Origin of the sequence: Paenibacillus sp. CCS19 (genome assembly GCF_033239625.1) — a bacterium.
GTDB lineage: Bacteria > Bacillota > Bacilli > Paenibacillales > Paenibacillaceae > Paenibacillus_T.
The window spans coordinates 110,306-126,048 of record NZ_BTCK01000002.1; the positions used below are offsets into that span (position 1 = coordinate 110,306).

Below are 15,743 nucleotides of genomic sequence, written 5' to 3' on the forward strand. Positions count from 1 at the left end.
ATCCTTGCAATATGGGCAAACATTACGGAATCCTTCACTCCCTTCCGCTCTCCTCTCCCTCTATACTCAGTCTTGCACGGGATGCAATCACACTTGGAGAAGAGGGGATGAAATCATGAAAGCAATGACCAGACTACTGCTGCTGCCTCTATTATCGTCGCTCAGCTTGGCACCCGCGTTGGCAGGGGCAGCGGCCGCCGAGGCTGCTCCAACCGCTGCCGGCTACTCGGCTGAACAGCTTGCCGCACACCAGTACAATCTGTATTACGCCGATGCCGGTGACGGAAGTCCAAGCCAGCCTGATGCAGGTGACGCCCTAGGCTTGCTCCAAAGCGTAACCGATCAAACGTATGGCGCAGATCCTGTTACGGGCAATAAGTGGGGATATGGTGCGAACACGGGTACAAGCACTTCCGGCGATAAGTATTCGTCTGTACGCTATTATTCGGGCAGTACGCACAACGTGAACACGGCGGTCCAATACAGCTTCGGGCTGCCTGAGGCGGGCGATTATTATGTAACGGTTGGCGTCAAGAACCCTTGGAGCGGGCGGAACTTCAGCATCTTGCTGGAAGGCAGTAACGTCTCTGGGGATCTGACTATGCCAGAGGCCTCTCGTGTCGAACGATCCTACAAAGTGCATGTCGCCGACGGTGAATTGAATGTAGCGGTGAAAGCTCCTTCTGCCGGTCCATATGATCAATGGCATGACCCGATGGTTGGCTTAATAACGGTTCAGACGGCTATTCCATTGTCTTATCTGCAATCGCGTATGGCAGATTTGCAGAATGAGATCGCGCGAGTGAATGCGGACGGCACGCATTACTACACATCAAGTACGATCGCGTCGGCGAATGCCGCATTGGCATCGGCGCAAGCTTTTGCAGAAAGCGTGTTGAACGGAGGAGTTGCCATGGATTCGGACGCTGCCCAGATCGGAACAGGCGGAATCAGGGACCAACTGAACAAGCTTGCTGCCGCTCGTGCAGGGCTATTCCATATGGAACCAAGCACGGCCTTCTTGCCTGGGCAAGTGATGCGGGATACGGACGGCAACGTGATCGATGCGCACGGACCTGGCTTCATGTACGATGAGCAATCGGGCAAATATTATTGGTACGGCGAGTACCATAACGGGGTATGGCCAGGCCAAGGGGTCCGCGTCTATTCGTCCACCGACCTGTACAATTGGAAGGACGAAGGCATGGCGCTGACGTTGGTCAAGTCGATGGATGACTTCACGAACGATCCGCTTATCTCTCAGCTGTATGCCGGCAGAACGGATACGTACAACGTCTGGGCGGACATTCGAGTAGGGCGGATTCTCGAGCGTCCGAAAGTGATCTACAATGAGAAGACGCATAAATACGTCATGTGGGCCCACATGGACGGCGATAAGAATGCCGATAACAACGCGCAGAACTATGGCAAAGCGCAGGCAGGCTACGCAATCAGCGATTCACCTACAGGTCCTTTCGTCTATCAGCGCAGCTACCGGATGGACATGGCCCCTGCGGATCAGACGGACTATTTTCCATCGGATAAAGGCATGGCGCGGGATATGAACCTGTTCAAGGATGATGACGGAACCGGCTACCTGATCTATTCCAGCGAAGAGAATCGGACGATCTACATCTCCAAGCTGCTGGATGATTACTCCGACGTCGCAGGCTGGCATAAAGACGGCAATGTGGATGCGAACGGCAATCCGGTTCGGGACACGACGTATAAAGCGGTATATGGTACGGACTATGTACGCGTCTTCCCTGGCGGCGTTCGTGAGGCTCCAGCTATGTTCAAATATAACGGAAAATACTATCTGCTGACGTCGGGAGCGACGGGATGGGCACCGAATGTGAACATGTACAGCGTGGCGGACAGCATATTCGGGCCTTGGTCTACTCTATCTGATCCGTTCGTGCGGACATCGGCTTCGGATCCTGATCCAGCGAAGGCGTTCAACTCTCAGACGTCTTCGGTTATTCCGGTCGACGCGGCGAAGGGCAAGTTCATCTATGTGGGCGATGATTGGAACGGCGGATCGTTCGCAGGCGGCGCGGCGAAGTATGTCTGGCTGCCGATTGAGTTCGGTCAAGGCTCGGAGATGACGATCAAGTGGTACAGCAGCTGGAATAAGGGACTGCTCGACTTGATGGCCGGCGTGCGTACGAGCTTGCAGCTGCCGGAGGTCATTGCAACGGGCTCGTCGCTTACGCTGCCAAGCGATATTCAAGTGACGCCTATCGGCTCGGCGGATGCCGTCGTAACGCCTGTCACTTGGTCGGTCAATTCGCAGCCGGTAACGGCAAGCACGTTCGCGATGCCAGGCACCTATAAGCTGGACGCCAAGCTGCCTGCGTTCAACAACAAAGTGCTGCGGTTCACGATCAGTGCGATTCCGCGCAATACCGTCTACTGGGTGAACAGCGGGGGACTGGCAACAAACGACTATAATCTGATGGCCTCGTACATGCAGCATACTCTGATCAACAAATCCGTTGTGGAGCAGCCTTTAAATCTAAGCGATGCCGCCCCTTGGGGTTATGTGGGGACGCAATCGAACCCGGCTGGCGCTGCGAACGGCGATATTTTCAGCACGCTCCGTTATCTGAACGGCGGCAATGTCACGGGTTCGCCTGCAGGAACGGATCTGACTTACAAGTTCACCGTAGACAACGGTTCCTACACGGTGTACACCGGTTTTAACGATATTTGGAACAATTCATCCCGCAAGGCGGACTTGTACATTAATGGTGCGAAGAGGACTGCAATTACGTACATCTCGAACAAAGTGTATGCGAATACGGTTGACGTGACCGACGGGATGATTGATGTGACGGTGCGTAATACGGCGGCGCAGGATCCGCTGATCAACTGGATCATGATCGTGGATAACGATCTGGTCACGGCTGCCGATCCGCTCAATGGGCTGCAAGTCGTCTCGACAACGACGGATTCGGCTTCCCTTGCTTGGGACAAAACAATCGGTGCGGCGTCCTATACGTTGTATCGATCGACGAGCGCAGAGGGCGATTATGCCCCGGTGTACGCAGGAGCTGCTGTGTCCTATACGGATAACGGCATTGATCCTGCGGTGAAGTATTACTACAAAGTCAGCAGCACCAGCCTCACAGGCGAATCGGCCTTGTCCGGTGCAGTTACCGTTCTGCTGGATCAGACACAGCCGAGCTTCGAACTGTCCGTGAATGGACAGAAGCTCGAAGATGGAGGTACGCTCGAGGATAGTGCGCTAATTACGTTCCGAGTTGCGGACGATCTGTCCGGTGTAGCTGCAGCGCAGATCGTGATCGGTGGCACGGCGTATCCTATCGATCTGAGTCAGGGCATGGAGGCCGTGATTGATCTGGCTGGCAAACCGGGGAGTTACGCTGCGGTTGTTATCGTGGAAGACGCTGCAGGGAACACGCTTCAGCAGACCGTTCAGTTGAAAGTGACGACAAGCATTGATTCGATGAATCAGCTGCTCACGCGTTATGCGGCCAGCTTTAACAATGCGATGAGCCAGCAGCTGCACAATGCGCTGGATCAGGTGCAGCATAAGCTGGAGATGAATCGGCCGGATCAGGCTGCGAAGCATATGCAGGACTTCGTGAAGCACTTGAATAATGATTCGGTGCAGGCTGTAGACAGTCATGTGAAAAGCGTTCTACTCGCAGATGCGGAGGCTTTGATTGCGGAGTGGACCGGGGGTTGATTGAGTAGTTTTGTCGTATATGGCAATGTGTGTTTATAAAATAAATAAGGCAGGCTAACCAATCCGAACTGCACCCCGATTGTTAGACACAACTAGCAATCGGAGGTGCAGTTCAATACTGGCAGCCTGCCTTATTTATTATGAGGAATGTTTTCATTGGGGAAACGCCAGTCCGATTCAGCTTTGGACGCTTACAACTTACCAAGCATAAGCTTCCGGCGTTTCGCCGCCCGGTCCTGGGAAAATGCGATCGAGCTCGCTCAGCGTCGCTTGATCCAGCTTGATCTCGACAACGCGGAGCATGTCCTGCAGCTGCTCTACCGTGCGCGGTCCGATGATCGGCGCCGTCACCGCAGGATGGGCAAGCAGCCAAGCAAGCGCAACATTGGCCGGCTTCTCGCCAAGCTCGCTGCACAAGCGGTCGAACGCTTCCAGCTGATCGCGATGGCGGGCCAGATGCTCCGCGCTCTCTCTGCTTCTGCGCGACTGCTTGTCTGCCGACAAGGCATTGCCGCCCAGCAATCCGCCGGCGAGCGGACTCCATGCGATAACGCCGATGCCTAGATCTTGCGCGGCTGGCAGCACTTCAAGCTCCGGCAAGCGGTTCAGCAGGTTGTACTTATGCTGCTCGCTGACGAGACCGAGGAAGCGGCGGTTCTGAGCCGCGGCCTGCGCTTTCATCATATGCCAGCCGGCGAAGTTACTGGAGCCGATATAATCGATTTTGCCCTGATTGACGAGTCCTTCGAAAGCGCCCCAGATTTCTTCCCAAGTCGTGCGGCGGTCAATATGGTGCATTTGATACAGCTCCACATGATCCGTCTGCAGACGGCGAAGCGAATCCTCAAGATGACGGCGGATTTTGTACGTGGAGAGACCTTTCTCATCGTTAGGGCCATAAAGCGGCTTGTGCAATTTCTCATAAACTTTCGTTGCCAGCACGACGCGCTCTCTGCGATTGTTGCCTTGCGCTAACCAGTTGCCGATGATCGTTTCGGTTGCGCCGGAGTTCTCTCCCCAGCCGTAAATATCTGCCGTATCGAAAAATTGAATGCCCGCATCCAAGGCAGCGTCCATAATGCGAAACGCTTCTGCTTGGTCGGTATCGACGCCGAAGTTCATCGTTCCCAAGCACAGCTTGCTCACGCGAAGTCCGGATCTGCCTAAGTAGTTGTATTCCATTGTTCCATTCTCCTTTATTGGTTAGATGATAGATGAGGTTAGATAAAAGGCCGCCGATCGAGCACCTTCTGCAATACGCGATCGGAATCGATCCGCTCGGGCATGACCGATTGCACAAGCGCTAAAGCGCATGTCGTGCCGCTAAGCTCATGAATATCCTCGAATACATCGCCGTCCGATCCGCCGGACAGTGACTCGACGCTTCTCAGAAGATGGTCGCATATGGCATGAATCATTGCTTGCAGCTCGGCTGCACGATGGTCGGTCAGTGATGCTGCGTGAATCAAAGTGTACAGCACATCCAGTTCAACGAACGACAAGGCATCGACTTTCAATGGAATTTCGTTCGCGTTATGCAGCTGTAAGCAGGTATCGATCCATGCCTTCGAATAGCGCATCTTGCGGTTGCGGTAAGTAAGATTGAATAGGTAGTGGAACGAGCTGGCCAAGTGATGGAATAACGGCGCGCTTGCTGCTTGCTGCATGGCTGCCTTCCGCCACAGACCTGTTGAAGGATCCGTCTCCTCGTGAAGCCAGTTGAAATAGGCTTCCTCCCATGCATCGTCCACTTCACCTGCTAATACCATGGCGGCGTACAAGCCCGCGCCTTTGTGCGATTCCGCCCAAGGCTCGCGGATCCAGTTGAGGTTGTCTAGAAACTCGTAAAGTGTCGTTGGATCCTTGAGATCTTGTAGGTCAATCAAAGGATATAGCGGTTTGCTGTCCAGCAGCTCCAGCGCCGATATCGCGAAAGCCGTTCCGTGGAGCGGATGATGTCCGATTCCGTTGAACAGACCCGTATGAGGGTCCTGGAACTGCTGAAGCGCTGCAACGAAAGCGCGGTGCTCGTCCGTATGTTGAGCCGGAAGTTCATTCAGTGTATATAGCAAAATGACCGCATTTGCCGTTCCGTACAAATCTGCCGTGGTTGACGAATCGGACAGCTTGCGGCGGTATCCGCCGGGTTCGCCCGCTTGATGGGCTGCGATAGATCGACGTATTTTAGCGAGAAATGGCCGTATATCAGTCATAAGGTCGTTGCCTCTTTTCCGATAGGTTGACCTCATTCTAGATCAATTCGGAACAGCCAGCTATATGATAATGGTCAAGAGTATATGGAATAATGTCAGTTGTTTAGGCTGGGGCTTGGTGGTAAGATATCGTCGCAATTGTTTTTAAGTTATGGATTTACGGGAGGCACATGATGAGAAGTCTGTACGTATTAGGGGAAAGCATATCGCGCTGATTAACTTGGACAACCGAACGGCGCTAACGGCGGTGACAGCAGCATGGTGCTGACGTTTCTGTTGGGGGAGCCGTGTAAAGGTGTGCGATATGATCTATTGCTGCTTAACTGCGGATTGCATGATATTAAGAGCGATCCAGCTACGGAAAGCAAGCAAGTTCCGATTCAACAATATCGGGATAATCTCGCACAAATCGTCGCAATTTCCCGGGAAATGTCAACAGAGCTGATCTCGGTTCGTACAACAGGTGCGGTTGAGGAAATTAACAACGTGAAGTCATCTGGACGGACGTTGTGCACGATCAGCTCAAGGGAATTGGTCATCGCGGGTATAAGGCAGATTTTATGGAGAAAGCCGGTCATCCTAGAGGATGTGCCGGCTTTCGTACTTCTTATTAATAACTTGTGGCCTCTTGTTATTTCACAACGATTTCGAGCGCTTCAGTAAGGTGATCATTTGCAAATCGCCAGACTACATCCACGTGCTTACCTGCTGTGATCGCTGAGATGTCAGCCTTCGACTTTTCATCTTTTGTCGTGTTGTAGATGACAGTGTTGGAAGTAATGGAGAAATTCCCTCTATCCATTTCAGACGAATTATTCTCTTGCTGCAGATTGCTAAGTGTGAGGAGATAATCAGTTCTTACACCTTCGATGGTTATGCCTGTTTTGTCAACGGATTGAACTTCACCAGCCGCGGAATAATGCGGCTCACCTTTGTCCTTGCTGCATCCAGTAATAAGTACGAGTAAAGAAACGATTATCGTAACTGCCATCTTCATCTAATCAATCCCCTATTCGATAGAGCTTATGTCATTAGACGCCGATCAACTGGAGCTTGTTGCAGCTAAATCTAGCCGGGGCAATTATTCTGGTTAAGGCTTTCGAATGAAAGTCACGAAGTAACCGGCGAATTCGACAATGGAACGATCCGTATTGAAATCCCTAAGGTGAAGTTGTGGAGCCTTGACGGGCGAACGCAGGCGCGTTGTGCTGACGGCGTATGCGGAGGGCATGCCATCGGCGGAGCTTGTGATTGTGGTGGAATGAGGATAGTGAACAGTTGGGCCAACCGTTAGACGGCGGCTAAAGGACCTCAGAGGTGCTATTTTCATTACTATTACATGACTCGTTATGCTAATGAACCACAGAGGCGCTATTCTATTACTTTGCAGCAATATCGGCACTTGTGAGGACTAATAAGGTCATCGTGGTCCGTTAGCGCGGTGGAGTTCGCAGTATGGGAGATATAGCGTCGCCTCAGTCCATTAGCGCATCGCGCCAGCATAATGACGAAGTCCCACCCATTTCAATGGCTGGCGTCATCTGCCGAATAGGGTACGGTCATTCCCGATGCATCATTATTTAATAGAAGAGAGTTGCCGCGATGGCAACCTTCTACTATTCGAAGCGGTTAGGCATATGATCTCTATTGTTTAAAAAAAGTTCTGCGATATTGCCCAGGCGTGGTGCCTTCAATCCGTTTGAACACGCGGTTGAACGATTGGATGTCGCGATAGCCGACGAGACCGGCAATCGCTTCGAGCTTGTGCTGCGTGCTGCGCAGAAGCTCGCATGCCGTCATGATCCGCTGATGCTGGACGAAGTCGAGGAACGTCTGTCCCGTGTGACGCTGGAACAGGCGCTGGAAGTGTCGTTCGCTTAGCCCGAATCGGGATGCTGCATCCTCTTGCGTCAGTCGGTCCAATGCTCGCTCGCGTACATAGGCGATCGCTTCATCCATGCTTGCGAGGGTGGATGCATTCGGCTCTTTCGCCGTCGACCGCAGCCGCGTCCATTCGATTAGAATTTGGGTCAATAAGGCGGTCAGCATGGCCGATGCACCTGGCCGATCAGCGGCATGCTCCGCGTAGATGCGTTCGAACAATGGCGCCAGCGCAGAACGCGTATCTCGCACGATTCCGCCCTCGATCGATTGTTCGGCGAGCGATTGCCATATGCGGCCCAGCGCAAGCTCCGGTGCTGCGGCTGAGATTTGTTCCAATACAGCAGGTGTGAACACGACATTATAGACGACTAGTCTATTCTTCTTGTCGGTGGAATAGGGACGGAACACATGAGAGGAACCAATCGGCAGCGCGAAGAAATCGCCTCGCGAAGCGGGTAGCGCTTTGTCCCCAAGATATTGAAAGCCGAGCCCTTCGGCTACGTAATTCAACTCGATGAAGTCATGTTCATGGAGATCGGAATCGACGAAGTTCTCTTCGATTCGGTTGACGAACACGTTGAGACCGCTTCGAAACAAGTCAGCCCCTCTTATGGTGTGACGCGCCATTTCGATGCCTCCTTGAGGAGATGGTGAGATGTCCATTTTACCACGTATTTTCGTCCGAATCAGCAATATAACTAACATCCTGGATCCGGTACACTGCTGTCAGAAGCAGCTATTCTATACGTGATAGGAGAATGGACGAATGTCGGAGATCGAAGTATATGGACTGACATGTAATCATAGGATGAATCCAATCGGAATCGGCGACGGATCGCCTGTATTAAGCTGGAAGCTTCGCTCGACGGGACGAGCTTTCCTGCAACAGGGCTATCAGATTCAAGTAGGGCAGCATTCGGACTTCAGCGGGGAGCTTGATTGGGACACGGGAAGACAAAAGAGCGGCCAATCGACGAACATCGGCTATGAAGGAACACCGCTGCAGCCGCGGACAAGATATTACTATCGGGTGAAGGCATGGGGAACGAGCGGGACGGAATCGGCATGGAGCGCGCCAGCTTATTTCGAAACAGGACTATTGTCGAACGAGGCATGGGCAGCAGCTGAGTGGATTTCGTACCCTCGGCCGCGCGACGAAGCAGGGGACGAACCGATCGCTTATTTGCGCAAGCGCTTCCTTCTCGATCGGCCGATTGCTTCCGCCCGCGTCTATGCAACGGCGCTCGGAATGTACCAGCTGTTCGTGAACGGAGAGAAGGCTGACGATACCCGGCTTAATCCCGGCTGGACCAGCTATACCAAACGGCTGCAGTACCAGACTTTTGACGTGACGCAGCTGTTGTCGGCAGGCGAGAACGCGCTTGGCGTCATGCTCGGGAATGGCTGGTATCGCGGTGTGATGGGCTGGGACAAAAAGCAGTATTATGGCGACACAAGGGCCGCGTTGGTTGTTCTGCATGTACGTTACGAGGACGGATCGGAACAAGTCGTTAGCTCGGATAACAGCTGGAAGGGCGGCGAAGGAGCCATTCGCAGCTCCGAAATCTACGATGGCGAGCGGTACGATGCAAGGCAGGAAAGCACCGGCTGGTCGCTTGCAAGTTTTGACGATAAGGAGTGGGGAGCTGTGACTCCTTACGATCACTCGAAGAAGCTTCTCATCGCACAGGAGAATGAGCCGGTTCGGGTCGTGAATACGATCGTCCCCGTGTCGGTATTGACGACGCCAAGCGGCGAAACCTTACTCGATATGGGGCAGAACATGGTGGGCTGGATGCGTTTCAACGTTCAAGCTAAGGCTGGGACGGTGGTGAAGCTCCAACATGCAGAAGTGCTGGACCGTAACGGAAACTTCTATATCGGCAACCTTCGCAAAGCCGAACAGACGATTACGTATATTTGCGCAGGTGACGGCGTTGAGACATTCGAGCCATCCTTTACGTTCCAAGGATTCCGTTATGTCAAAGTGGAAGGCATCTCGCCTGAGCAAATTCCTGGCCGCTTCGTCGGTTGCGTGCTGACGAGCGACCTGCAGGAAGCAGGACGATTCCGCTGTTCGGATCCGCTCATTAATAAGCTGGCGGACAATATCGTCTGGGGCCAAATCGGCAACTTCGTTGACGTGCCGACGGACTGCCCGCAGCGTGACGAACGGTTGGGCTGGACAGGCGATGCGCAAGCTTTCGTACGGGCCGCGGCCTATAATAGGAATGTCATGCCATTCTTCGCGAAGTGGCTGCGGGATCTGGCTGCCGATCAGAGGTCAGACGGAGGCGTTCCGCATGTTGTACCGGACCTATCGTCGTCTGCTGGCGAGAACTCCGCAGCTTGGGGAGATGCGGCGGCGATCGTGCCATGGGTATTGTATGAACGTTATGGTGACGAGCGCGTGCTGCGTGAGCAATACCCGAGCATGAAGGGCTGGGTCGAGTACATTCGCGCGCAGGGAGATAACGAACTGTTGTGGAATACGGGTTTTCACTTCGGCGATTGGCTTGGTCTGGATGCGAAGGAGAACAGCTATGTCGGCGCAACGCCGCGCGATCTCATTGCGACGGCCTTCTATGCGCATTCAACGGGGCTGTTGGCGAAGGCAGCAGCAGTGCTGGGCTATACGGAAGAGGCGGCCAAGTATGCGGATCTTCGCGCGAACATCGAGCAAGCTTTCCGCGATGAGTATGTAACGCCAAGCGGACGGATTGCATCGCCGACGCAGACAGCCTACGCTGTTGCATTAATGTTCGACTTGCTGAAGGAAGAAGATCGCGTTCAGGCAGCGAACCGCCTTGCTAAGCTAGTCGAGGAATCGGGCAACCAACTGACGACGGGCTTCGTCGGCACTCCATATTTGTGTCATGTGCTTACGAGATTCGGTCATGTAGAGCTTGCTTACAAGCTCCTTGAACGGCGCGAATATCCGTCTTGGCTGTACCCGGTAACGAAGGGAGCGACGACGATCTGGGAGCATTGGGACGGCATTAAACCGGACGGCAGTTTCTGGAGCGACGATATGAACTCCTATAACCATTACGCTTACGGAGCGGTAGGCGATTGGCTGTTCGGCACGGTCGCAGGCATAGATGCGGATGAGACTGAGCCAGGGTATCGACGCATTATCATCCGCCCGCTCCCTGGCGGCTCGCTAACCTCCGCTGAAGCAACATTCGAGTCTCCATTTGGCGAGATTCGTTCGGCGTGGTCGCGCCAGAAGGACGGCGGTATCGCGTATGAAGTGACAGTGCCGGCTAACACGTCCGCACGGGTACGGCTTCAAGGAGCGAGCCAGTCGAGCGTGACCGAGTCAGGCCGTGAACTTGCCGCTGCAGAAGGCATCGCCGATATCGTCGAGACGGCTGCGTGGGTGGAGTTCCAAGTCGGCTCAGGAACGTATCAATTCTACGCGCGGCAGCAGTAGGAACAATGGTTTATGGAAGCGACTAGTAGACAAGATTATCGAGTTGATGCGGGTTTTGACCTGCATCAACTTTTTTTTGTTCTCAACGATCTGATGATGTATTCACCAAGGCTGCCTTACGATCGGTCACAGAATAATTATCATTTAATTCCACATATTAGTATGTGACATTACGTTACAGGAGGGGATAAGGATGCCAAACAACAGCTGGTTTACTGCTAATAACAACGGAACCAAACAAACAGCGCAGCCGGCATCCCCTCTATTGGAGAGCCTCAAAGATCGAACGATAAGCAGTTCCCTAGAAGAAACGCTTCAAGTGATTCAAGGGGTGCTACAGAATGAAGATGATTTATTGATTAGACGCTTCCATGTATTCGCCCAATACCCGGCAGTCCTCATTTATTATTCCAGCATGATTAATCAAACGATGGTCAATCAGGACGTCATGAAACCATTGATGAAAGAGATGCCTCGTGCATAGTCGGGGGCTGTTGCGCTAGATCAGCTGCAAGACATCATTCTGAACGACACGTTGTACCACAGTCAGATTAATACAGATGAACAATATACGGCGATCATCGAACAAATTTTGCGCGGCAACTCGGTAATCATTATTGAAGGACTGAATCGGGCTCTTGTCGTCAATACGAGCAGCATTGAGAACCGATCGATTGAGCAGCCTGCGACCGAGCAGGTTATTCGGGGACCTCGTGAAGGTTTCATTGAAATGTTGGATAAAAATATCGCCTTGATCCGTTACCGGCTGTTGACCCCCGAGTTACGAATCAAGACGATGGAGATTGGCCGAAGGAGCAAGTCGAGGGTAGCGGTCTGCTATTTGGAAGATGTAGCAAATACCGACTTGGTGAATGAAGTATATCGCCGATTGTCCGTTATCGATATCGACGCTGTGCTGGATTCGGGCTACTTGGAGCAGCTTATCGAAGATAATCATTATTCGCCTTTTCCTCAAGTGCAGTACACCGAACGGCCGGATAAAGTAGCGGCTAACTTATTGGAGGGAAGAGTGGCCATTCTCGTCAATGGCTCGCCTTTGGCGCTGATCGTTCCTGCTGTGTTTAATCAGTTCTATCAGACGGTTGAGGATTATACGGAACGATTTGTCCTTATGAGTGCGATCCGCATAGCACGGCTGATTGCGCTCGTATTTTCATTGATTTTCCCATCCTTGTATGTGGCGATTATATCATTCAACCCGGAGCTCATTCCGACTGAATTTGCTGTCGCCGTTGCTGGGGGAAGAGCCGGGGTTCCTTTCCCCGCTGTGATTGAAGTGTTAATTATCGAAATTTCGATGGAAGTGCTGCGCGAAGCGACGATACGTCTTCCGCAGCAGGTAGGCGGCGCTCTCTCCATTGTAGGTGTGCTGGTCATCGGACAAGCTGCCGTTGCAGCAGGATTCGCTAGTCCGATCACAGTCGTTATTATCGCGCTTACAACGATCGGATCTTTTGCAACGCCTGCCTATAACGCGGCGCTCGCGCTGCGGCTGCTGCGTTTTCCTTTGATCATTATTTCGGGTATCTTCGGTCTCTATGGCGTCATGATCGGTTTCATCTTGATTGCTAATCATATGCTGGCGCTGAAGTCGTTCGGCTTGCCGTACTTAAGTCCGCTAGTCCCCGGCAACTTTCAGGGGATGAAGGATTTGCTTATTCGTGCGCCGCTGACCTGGATGCCGGAGCGGCCGGTGTTCCTCCTGCCGAAGGATAAGCAAAGGTTAAGCCAGACGACAATCGATGAACTTAAGAAACCGAAGCCTGAAGTCATTGGTCCGGAGAAGATCAAGGAGGAGCACTAAGACATGGATAATATCCGTCAGATTACGACGATCCAATCCGCTGCGATTCAAGTCAGTACGATTATCGGGGTAGGCGTGCTCGCGCTTCCGCTGATTGCGGTACGCGCTGCGGATTCAGGTGCCCCCCTGGTGACTTTGCTCGGGGTAATGGTGGGCTATATCGGTTTAATTTTGATTACGGCGCTTGGCATGCGATTCCCTGATCAATCGATTATCCAATATAGCGAGACCATTATCGGCAAATGGTTGGCTTGGATCGGCAGTATGTCTGCGATTGTATTCTTTGCCATTCTGACCTCGCTTGCCGCGCGAGAATTCGGCGAAGTCGTCGTAACGTCCGTATTGAAGAGCACGCCGGTAGAAGTGACCGTCATTGTCATGCTGCTGCTTGCAGCGATCTCATGCCGCAATAACATTATCACCTTCGCTTATTTTCACCATTTCTATTTCCCTCTGATCTTGTTTCCGGGATTGGGCATTGTCGTGCTGTCCATGAAGAATGCCGATTTGATCAATTTGCAGCCGATCATCGGCAATGATCCGAGCAACATGCTGACAGGCGTTTTGACGGTAGGGGCATTATTTCAAGGTTCTTTCATTATGACATTGGTCATACCCGCTATGCGCAAACCGAAGAAAGCGATGCTCGCCGGTTTCGTCGGGTTACTTATTGTCGGTGGTTTATATGTCGCGATCGTGGTCGCGGCAGTCGGTGTATTCGGGTCGGAAGAGATTAAGAATTTGCTGTGGCCGACGCTGGAATTAGCCAAAGCCACGACGCTGCCCGCGAACGTATTGGAACGGTTGGATGCTGCTTTTCTGGCGGTGTGGGTTACAGCTGTATTCACAACGCTGTTATCCAGTTATTTTCTGACCATTCGAATGACGAGCGAATTGTTCCGACTGAATGATCACAAGGCGATATCGACATTTATATTGCCGATCGTATTCATACTTGCGATGATTCCCCAGAATATTATTCAGCTCTATGCCGTAATCGAAGATGTTGGGCGTATTGGATTATACATTACGGTCGGATACCCCGGATTGCTGTTGATCGTCTCGCTAGTCCGCAAGAAACGAGGGAATCAGCCAAGTGACAACGTTATGGAGCCGGTTCATTAAGCTTTCGATTATATCGCTGCTGGTTTGCCCTTTGCTAACGGGTTGTTGGGATCGCCTGGAGATCGAAGATCGTGCAGTCGTGTTAGGGATCTCCATCGATCAGACGAAGTCCAATCGGGATGAAGATGATGCTGTAACCCATATGAGAGGGGCTATTCCTGCTCCGAAACAGGGATACTACCACGTTGCCGTCCAGATCGCATTGCCTGGAAGAATCCCGCTTGGTCCGGGCGAAGGCGGGGGCGGTGCAGCCAATTCGTCGGCCACCGTCTGGGTGCTGGACACATTCGGCCATACGCTCGATGACGCGTTTATGAGGCTGCAGCAGCAGACTTCCGCCCGTCTCTTTTTTGGTCATCTGAGGGTAATCATCATATCCGAAGCAGTGGCGAGGAAAGGGATGGATAACATCAACGATTTCTTTCGGCGGAACTCCGAAGTTCGTCGAATGGCGTGGATGATGGTTGCCAAAGGCAATGCAATGCGAATGATGAAGGCAGCCCCCAAGCTGGAGCGGATTCCAACCTTGTATTTGATCACGACTTTGGATCAAGGCATTAAGATGGGCAAGTTTCCAAAGGATTATATCGGCACGTTCTGGAGCAATTCGACCAAGAAGGGTCAAGAAGGGTATCTTCCTTATGTGGAGCTGCAGAAAGAACAGAACATCGAGATCAAAGGGCTTGCTTATTTCAAAGGGGCCCATATGGTCGGCAAAACGAAGCCGATTGAAATCGGAGCGTTCTTGGCGGTCAAAGGGGTCAACCCTGCTGGTTATCGTGTTTATGTCACGTTGGATGGATCTTCCAAGATGATTATGACCACCACAACGAATCGTAGTGTGAGTTGGACAGCAAGCATGAAGCAAGGGCACCCGCATTTTGATATCCGAATCATGCTGGAAGTCAATGTGGAAGAGAAGATGGATCAGGACCTCGATATAAATAGCGAAGAGGTTCTTCGTCAGATCGAGGCCGAACAAGCGGAGGGGGCAACGAAGGCCTGCAAAACGCTTATCGCACAGACGCAGGAAGCGGGGAGTGACATCTTCGGCTTCGGCGAATACATCCGAGCCAAGAAGAGACAGTATTGGAATACGAACGTGCAAACCAAAGAAAAGTGGCAGGAGCAATATCAAGACGTAACGTTCGATGTGGAGACTCGCGTTAATGTTAGACGAGTTGGTATGAAGGCCAAGTAATATCAGCAGCAAGGGGGAGCGTTGTGAATCTACTAGTTGGCTATACGGTTAATTTTATCGGCTATGCGATCCCTCTGCTCCTCTTCTCCGGGTTCATGATTCTTCGCGTAGATCGTGTGCAGCTCAAGAAGAACAAGATGACCAAAGAACAAAAGTTCTCGACGGTCCTCGGCGTAACGAATATCGTGCTCGCCTGTTCTTTCTATGTGTTGAAGGTAGTGTTGTTCTGATGATGTTTGACTTGTCCGTGACCAGCCTCTTTGAGGCTGGTTTTCTTTTGTTCCTGCAATGCGCAACTGCGTAATAAAACGACTACATCCTAGAAGAATACACATCGCTGTGAA

General features: G+C 52.3%; 11 protein-coding genes and 1 pseudogene. 8 read left to right on the forward strand and 4 right to left on the reverse strand.

What is annotated here, in order from left to right; translation table 11 throughout:
• Positions 1 to 115: 115 nt before the first annotated feature.
• Entirely contained in the window at positions 116 to 3,715 is a 3,600-nt protein-coding gene (locus SBI19_RS02655; protein ID WP_317964668.1) for an FIMAH domain-containing protein, read from the forward strand.
• A 198-nt stretch (positions 3,716 to 3,913) separates the two neighbouring features.
• Here SBI19_RS02655 and SBI19_RS02660 read toward each other — a convergent pair whose 3' ends face one another.
• Together SBI19_RS02660 and SBI19_RS02665 are read right to left on the reverse strand one after the other, a co-directional pair.
• Positions 3,914 to 4,897, reverse strand: a complete 984-nt coding sequence (locus SBI19_RS02660) for an aldo/keto reductase (protein ID WP_317964669.1) — start codon at positions 4,895 to 4,897, stop codon at positions 3,914 to 3,916.
• Between the two features lie 38 nt (positions 4,898 to 4,935).
• Complete coding sequence (locus SBI19_RS02665) at positions 4,936 to 5,928, reverse strand: prenyltransferase/squalene oxidase repeat-containing protein (RefSeq protein ID WP_317964670.1); 993 nt, start codon at positions 5,926 to 5,928, stop codon at positions 4,936 to 4,938.
• Positions 5,929 to 6,225: 297 nt separating this feature from the next.
• Between SBI19_RS02665 and SBI19_RS02670 the strand changes: the two genes are divergently transcribed.
• The gene (locus tag SBI19_RS02670; protein ID WP_317964671.1) at positions 6,226 to 6,591 is read left to right on the forward strand and encodes a hypothetical protein; all 366 of its coding nucleotides are present in this window, start codon (positions 6,226 to 6,228) and stop codon (positions 6,589 to 6,591) included.
• Here SBI19_RS02670 and SBI19_RS02675 read toward each other — a convergent pair.
• Positions 6,560 to 6,925 (reverse strand): hypothetical protein, encoded by a 366-nt coding sequence (locus tag SBI19_RS02675; RefSeq protein ID WP_317964673.1) that lies wholly within the window; start codon positions 6,923 to 6,925, stop codon positions 6,560 to 6,562. The genes SBI19_RS02670 and SBI19_RS02675 overlap by 32 nt on opposite strands.
• Positions 6,926 to 7,572: 647 nt before the next feature.
• Positions 7,573 to 8,439 (reverse strand): AraC family transcriptional regulator, encoded by an 867-nt coding sequence (locus SBI19_RS02680; RefSeq protein ID WP_317964675.1) that lies wholly within the window; start codon positions 8,437 to 8,439, stop codon positions 7,573 to 7,575.
• A gap of 139 nt (positions 8,440 to 8,578) precedes the next feature.
• Between SBI19_RS02680 and SBI19_RS02685 the strand changes: the two genes are divergently transcribed.
• The 6 genes and pseudogenes from SBI19_RS02685 (at position 8,579) to SBI19_RS02705 (ending at position 15,629) form a co-directional block, all read left to right on the forward strand.
• Positions 8,579 to 11,248: a glycoside hydrolase family 78 protein gene (locus SBI19_RS02685; protein WP_317964677.1), complete on the forward strand. Its 2,670-nt coding sequence runs from the start codon at positions 8,579 to 8,581 to the stop codon at positions 11,246 to 11,248.
• 193 nt (positions 11,249 to 11,441) lie between these two features.
• Entirely contained in the window at positions 11,442 to 11,732 is a 291-nt protein-coding gene (locus tag SBI19_RS29615; RefSeq protein WP_483312226.1) for a hypothetical protein, read from the forward strand.
• A gap of 39 nt (positions 11,733 to 11,771) precedes the next feature.
• Positions 11,772 to 13,073: pseudogene (locus SBI19_RS02690) on the forward strand (spore germination protein); the annotation flags it as partial.
• 3 nt (positions 13,074 to 13,076) lie between these two features.
• Complete coding sequence (locus SBI19_RS02695; RefSeq protein WP_317964679.1) at positions 13,077 to 14,198, forward strand: GerAB/ArcD/ProY family transporter; 1,122 nt, start codon at positions 13,077 to 13,079, stop codon at positions 14,196 to 14,198.
• Positions 14,170 to 15,399 (forward strand): Ger(x)C family spore germination protein, encoded by a 1,230-nt coding sequence (locus SBI19_RS02700; protein WP_317964681.1) that lies wholly within the window; start codon positions 14,170 to 14,172, stop codon positions 15,397 to 15,399. Before SBI19_RS02695 ends, SBI19_RS02700 begins: the two co-directional genes overlap by 29 nt.
• 23 nt (positions 15,400 to 15,422) lie before the next feature.
• Complete coding sequence (locus SBI19_RS02705) at positions 15,423 to 15,629, forward strand: CLC_0170 family protein (RefSeq protein WP_317964683.1); 207 nt, start codon at positions 15,423 to 15,425, stop codon at positions 15,627 to 15,629.
• Positions 15,630 to 15,743 lie beyond the last annotated feature (114 nt).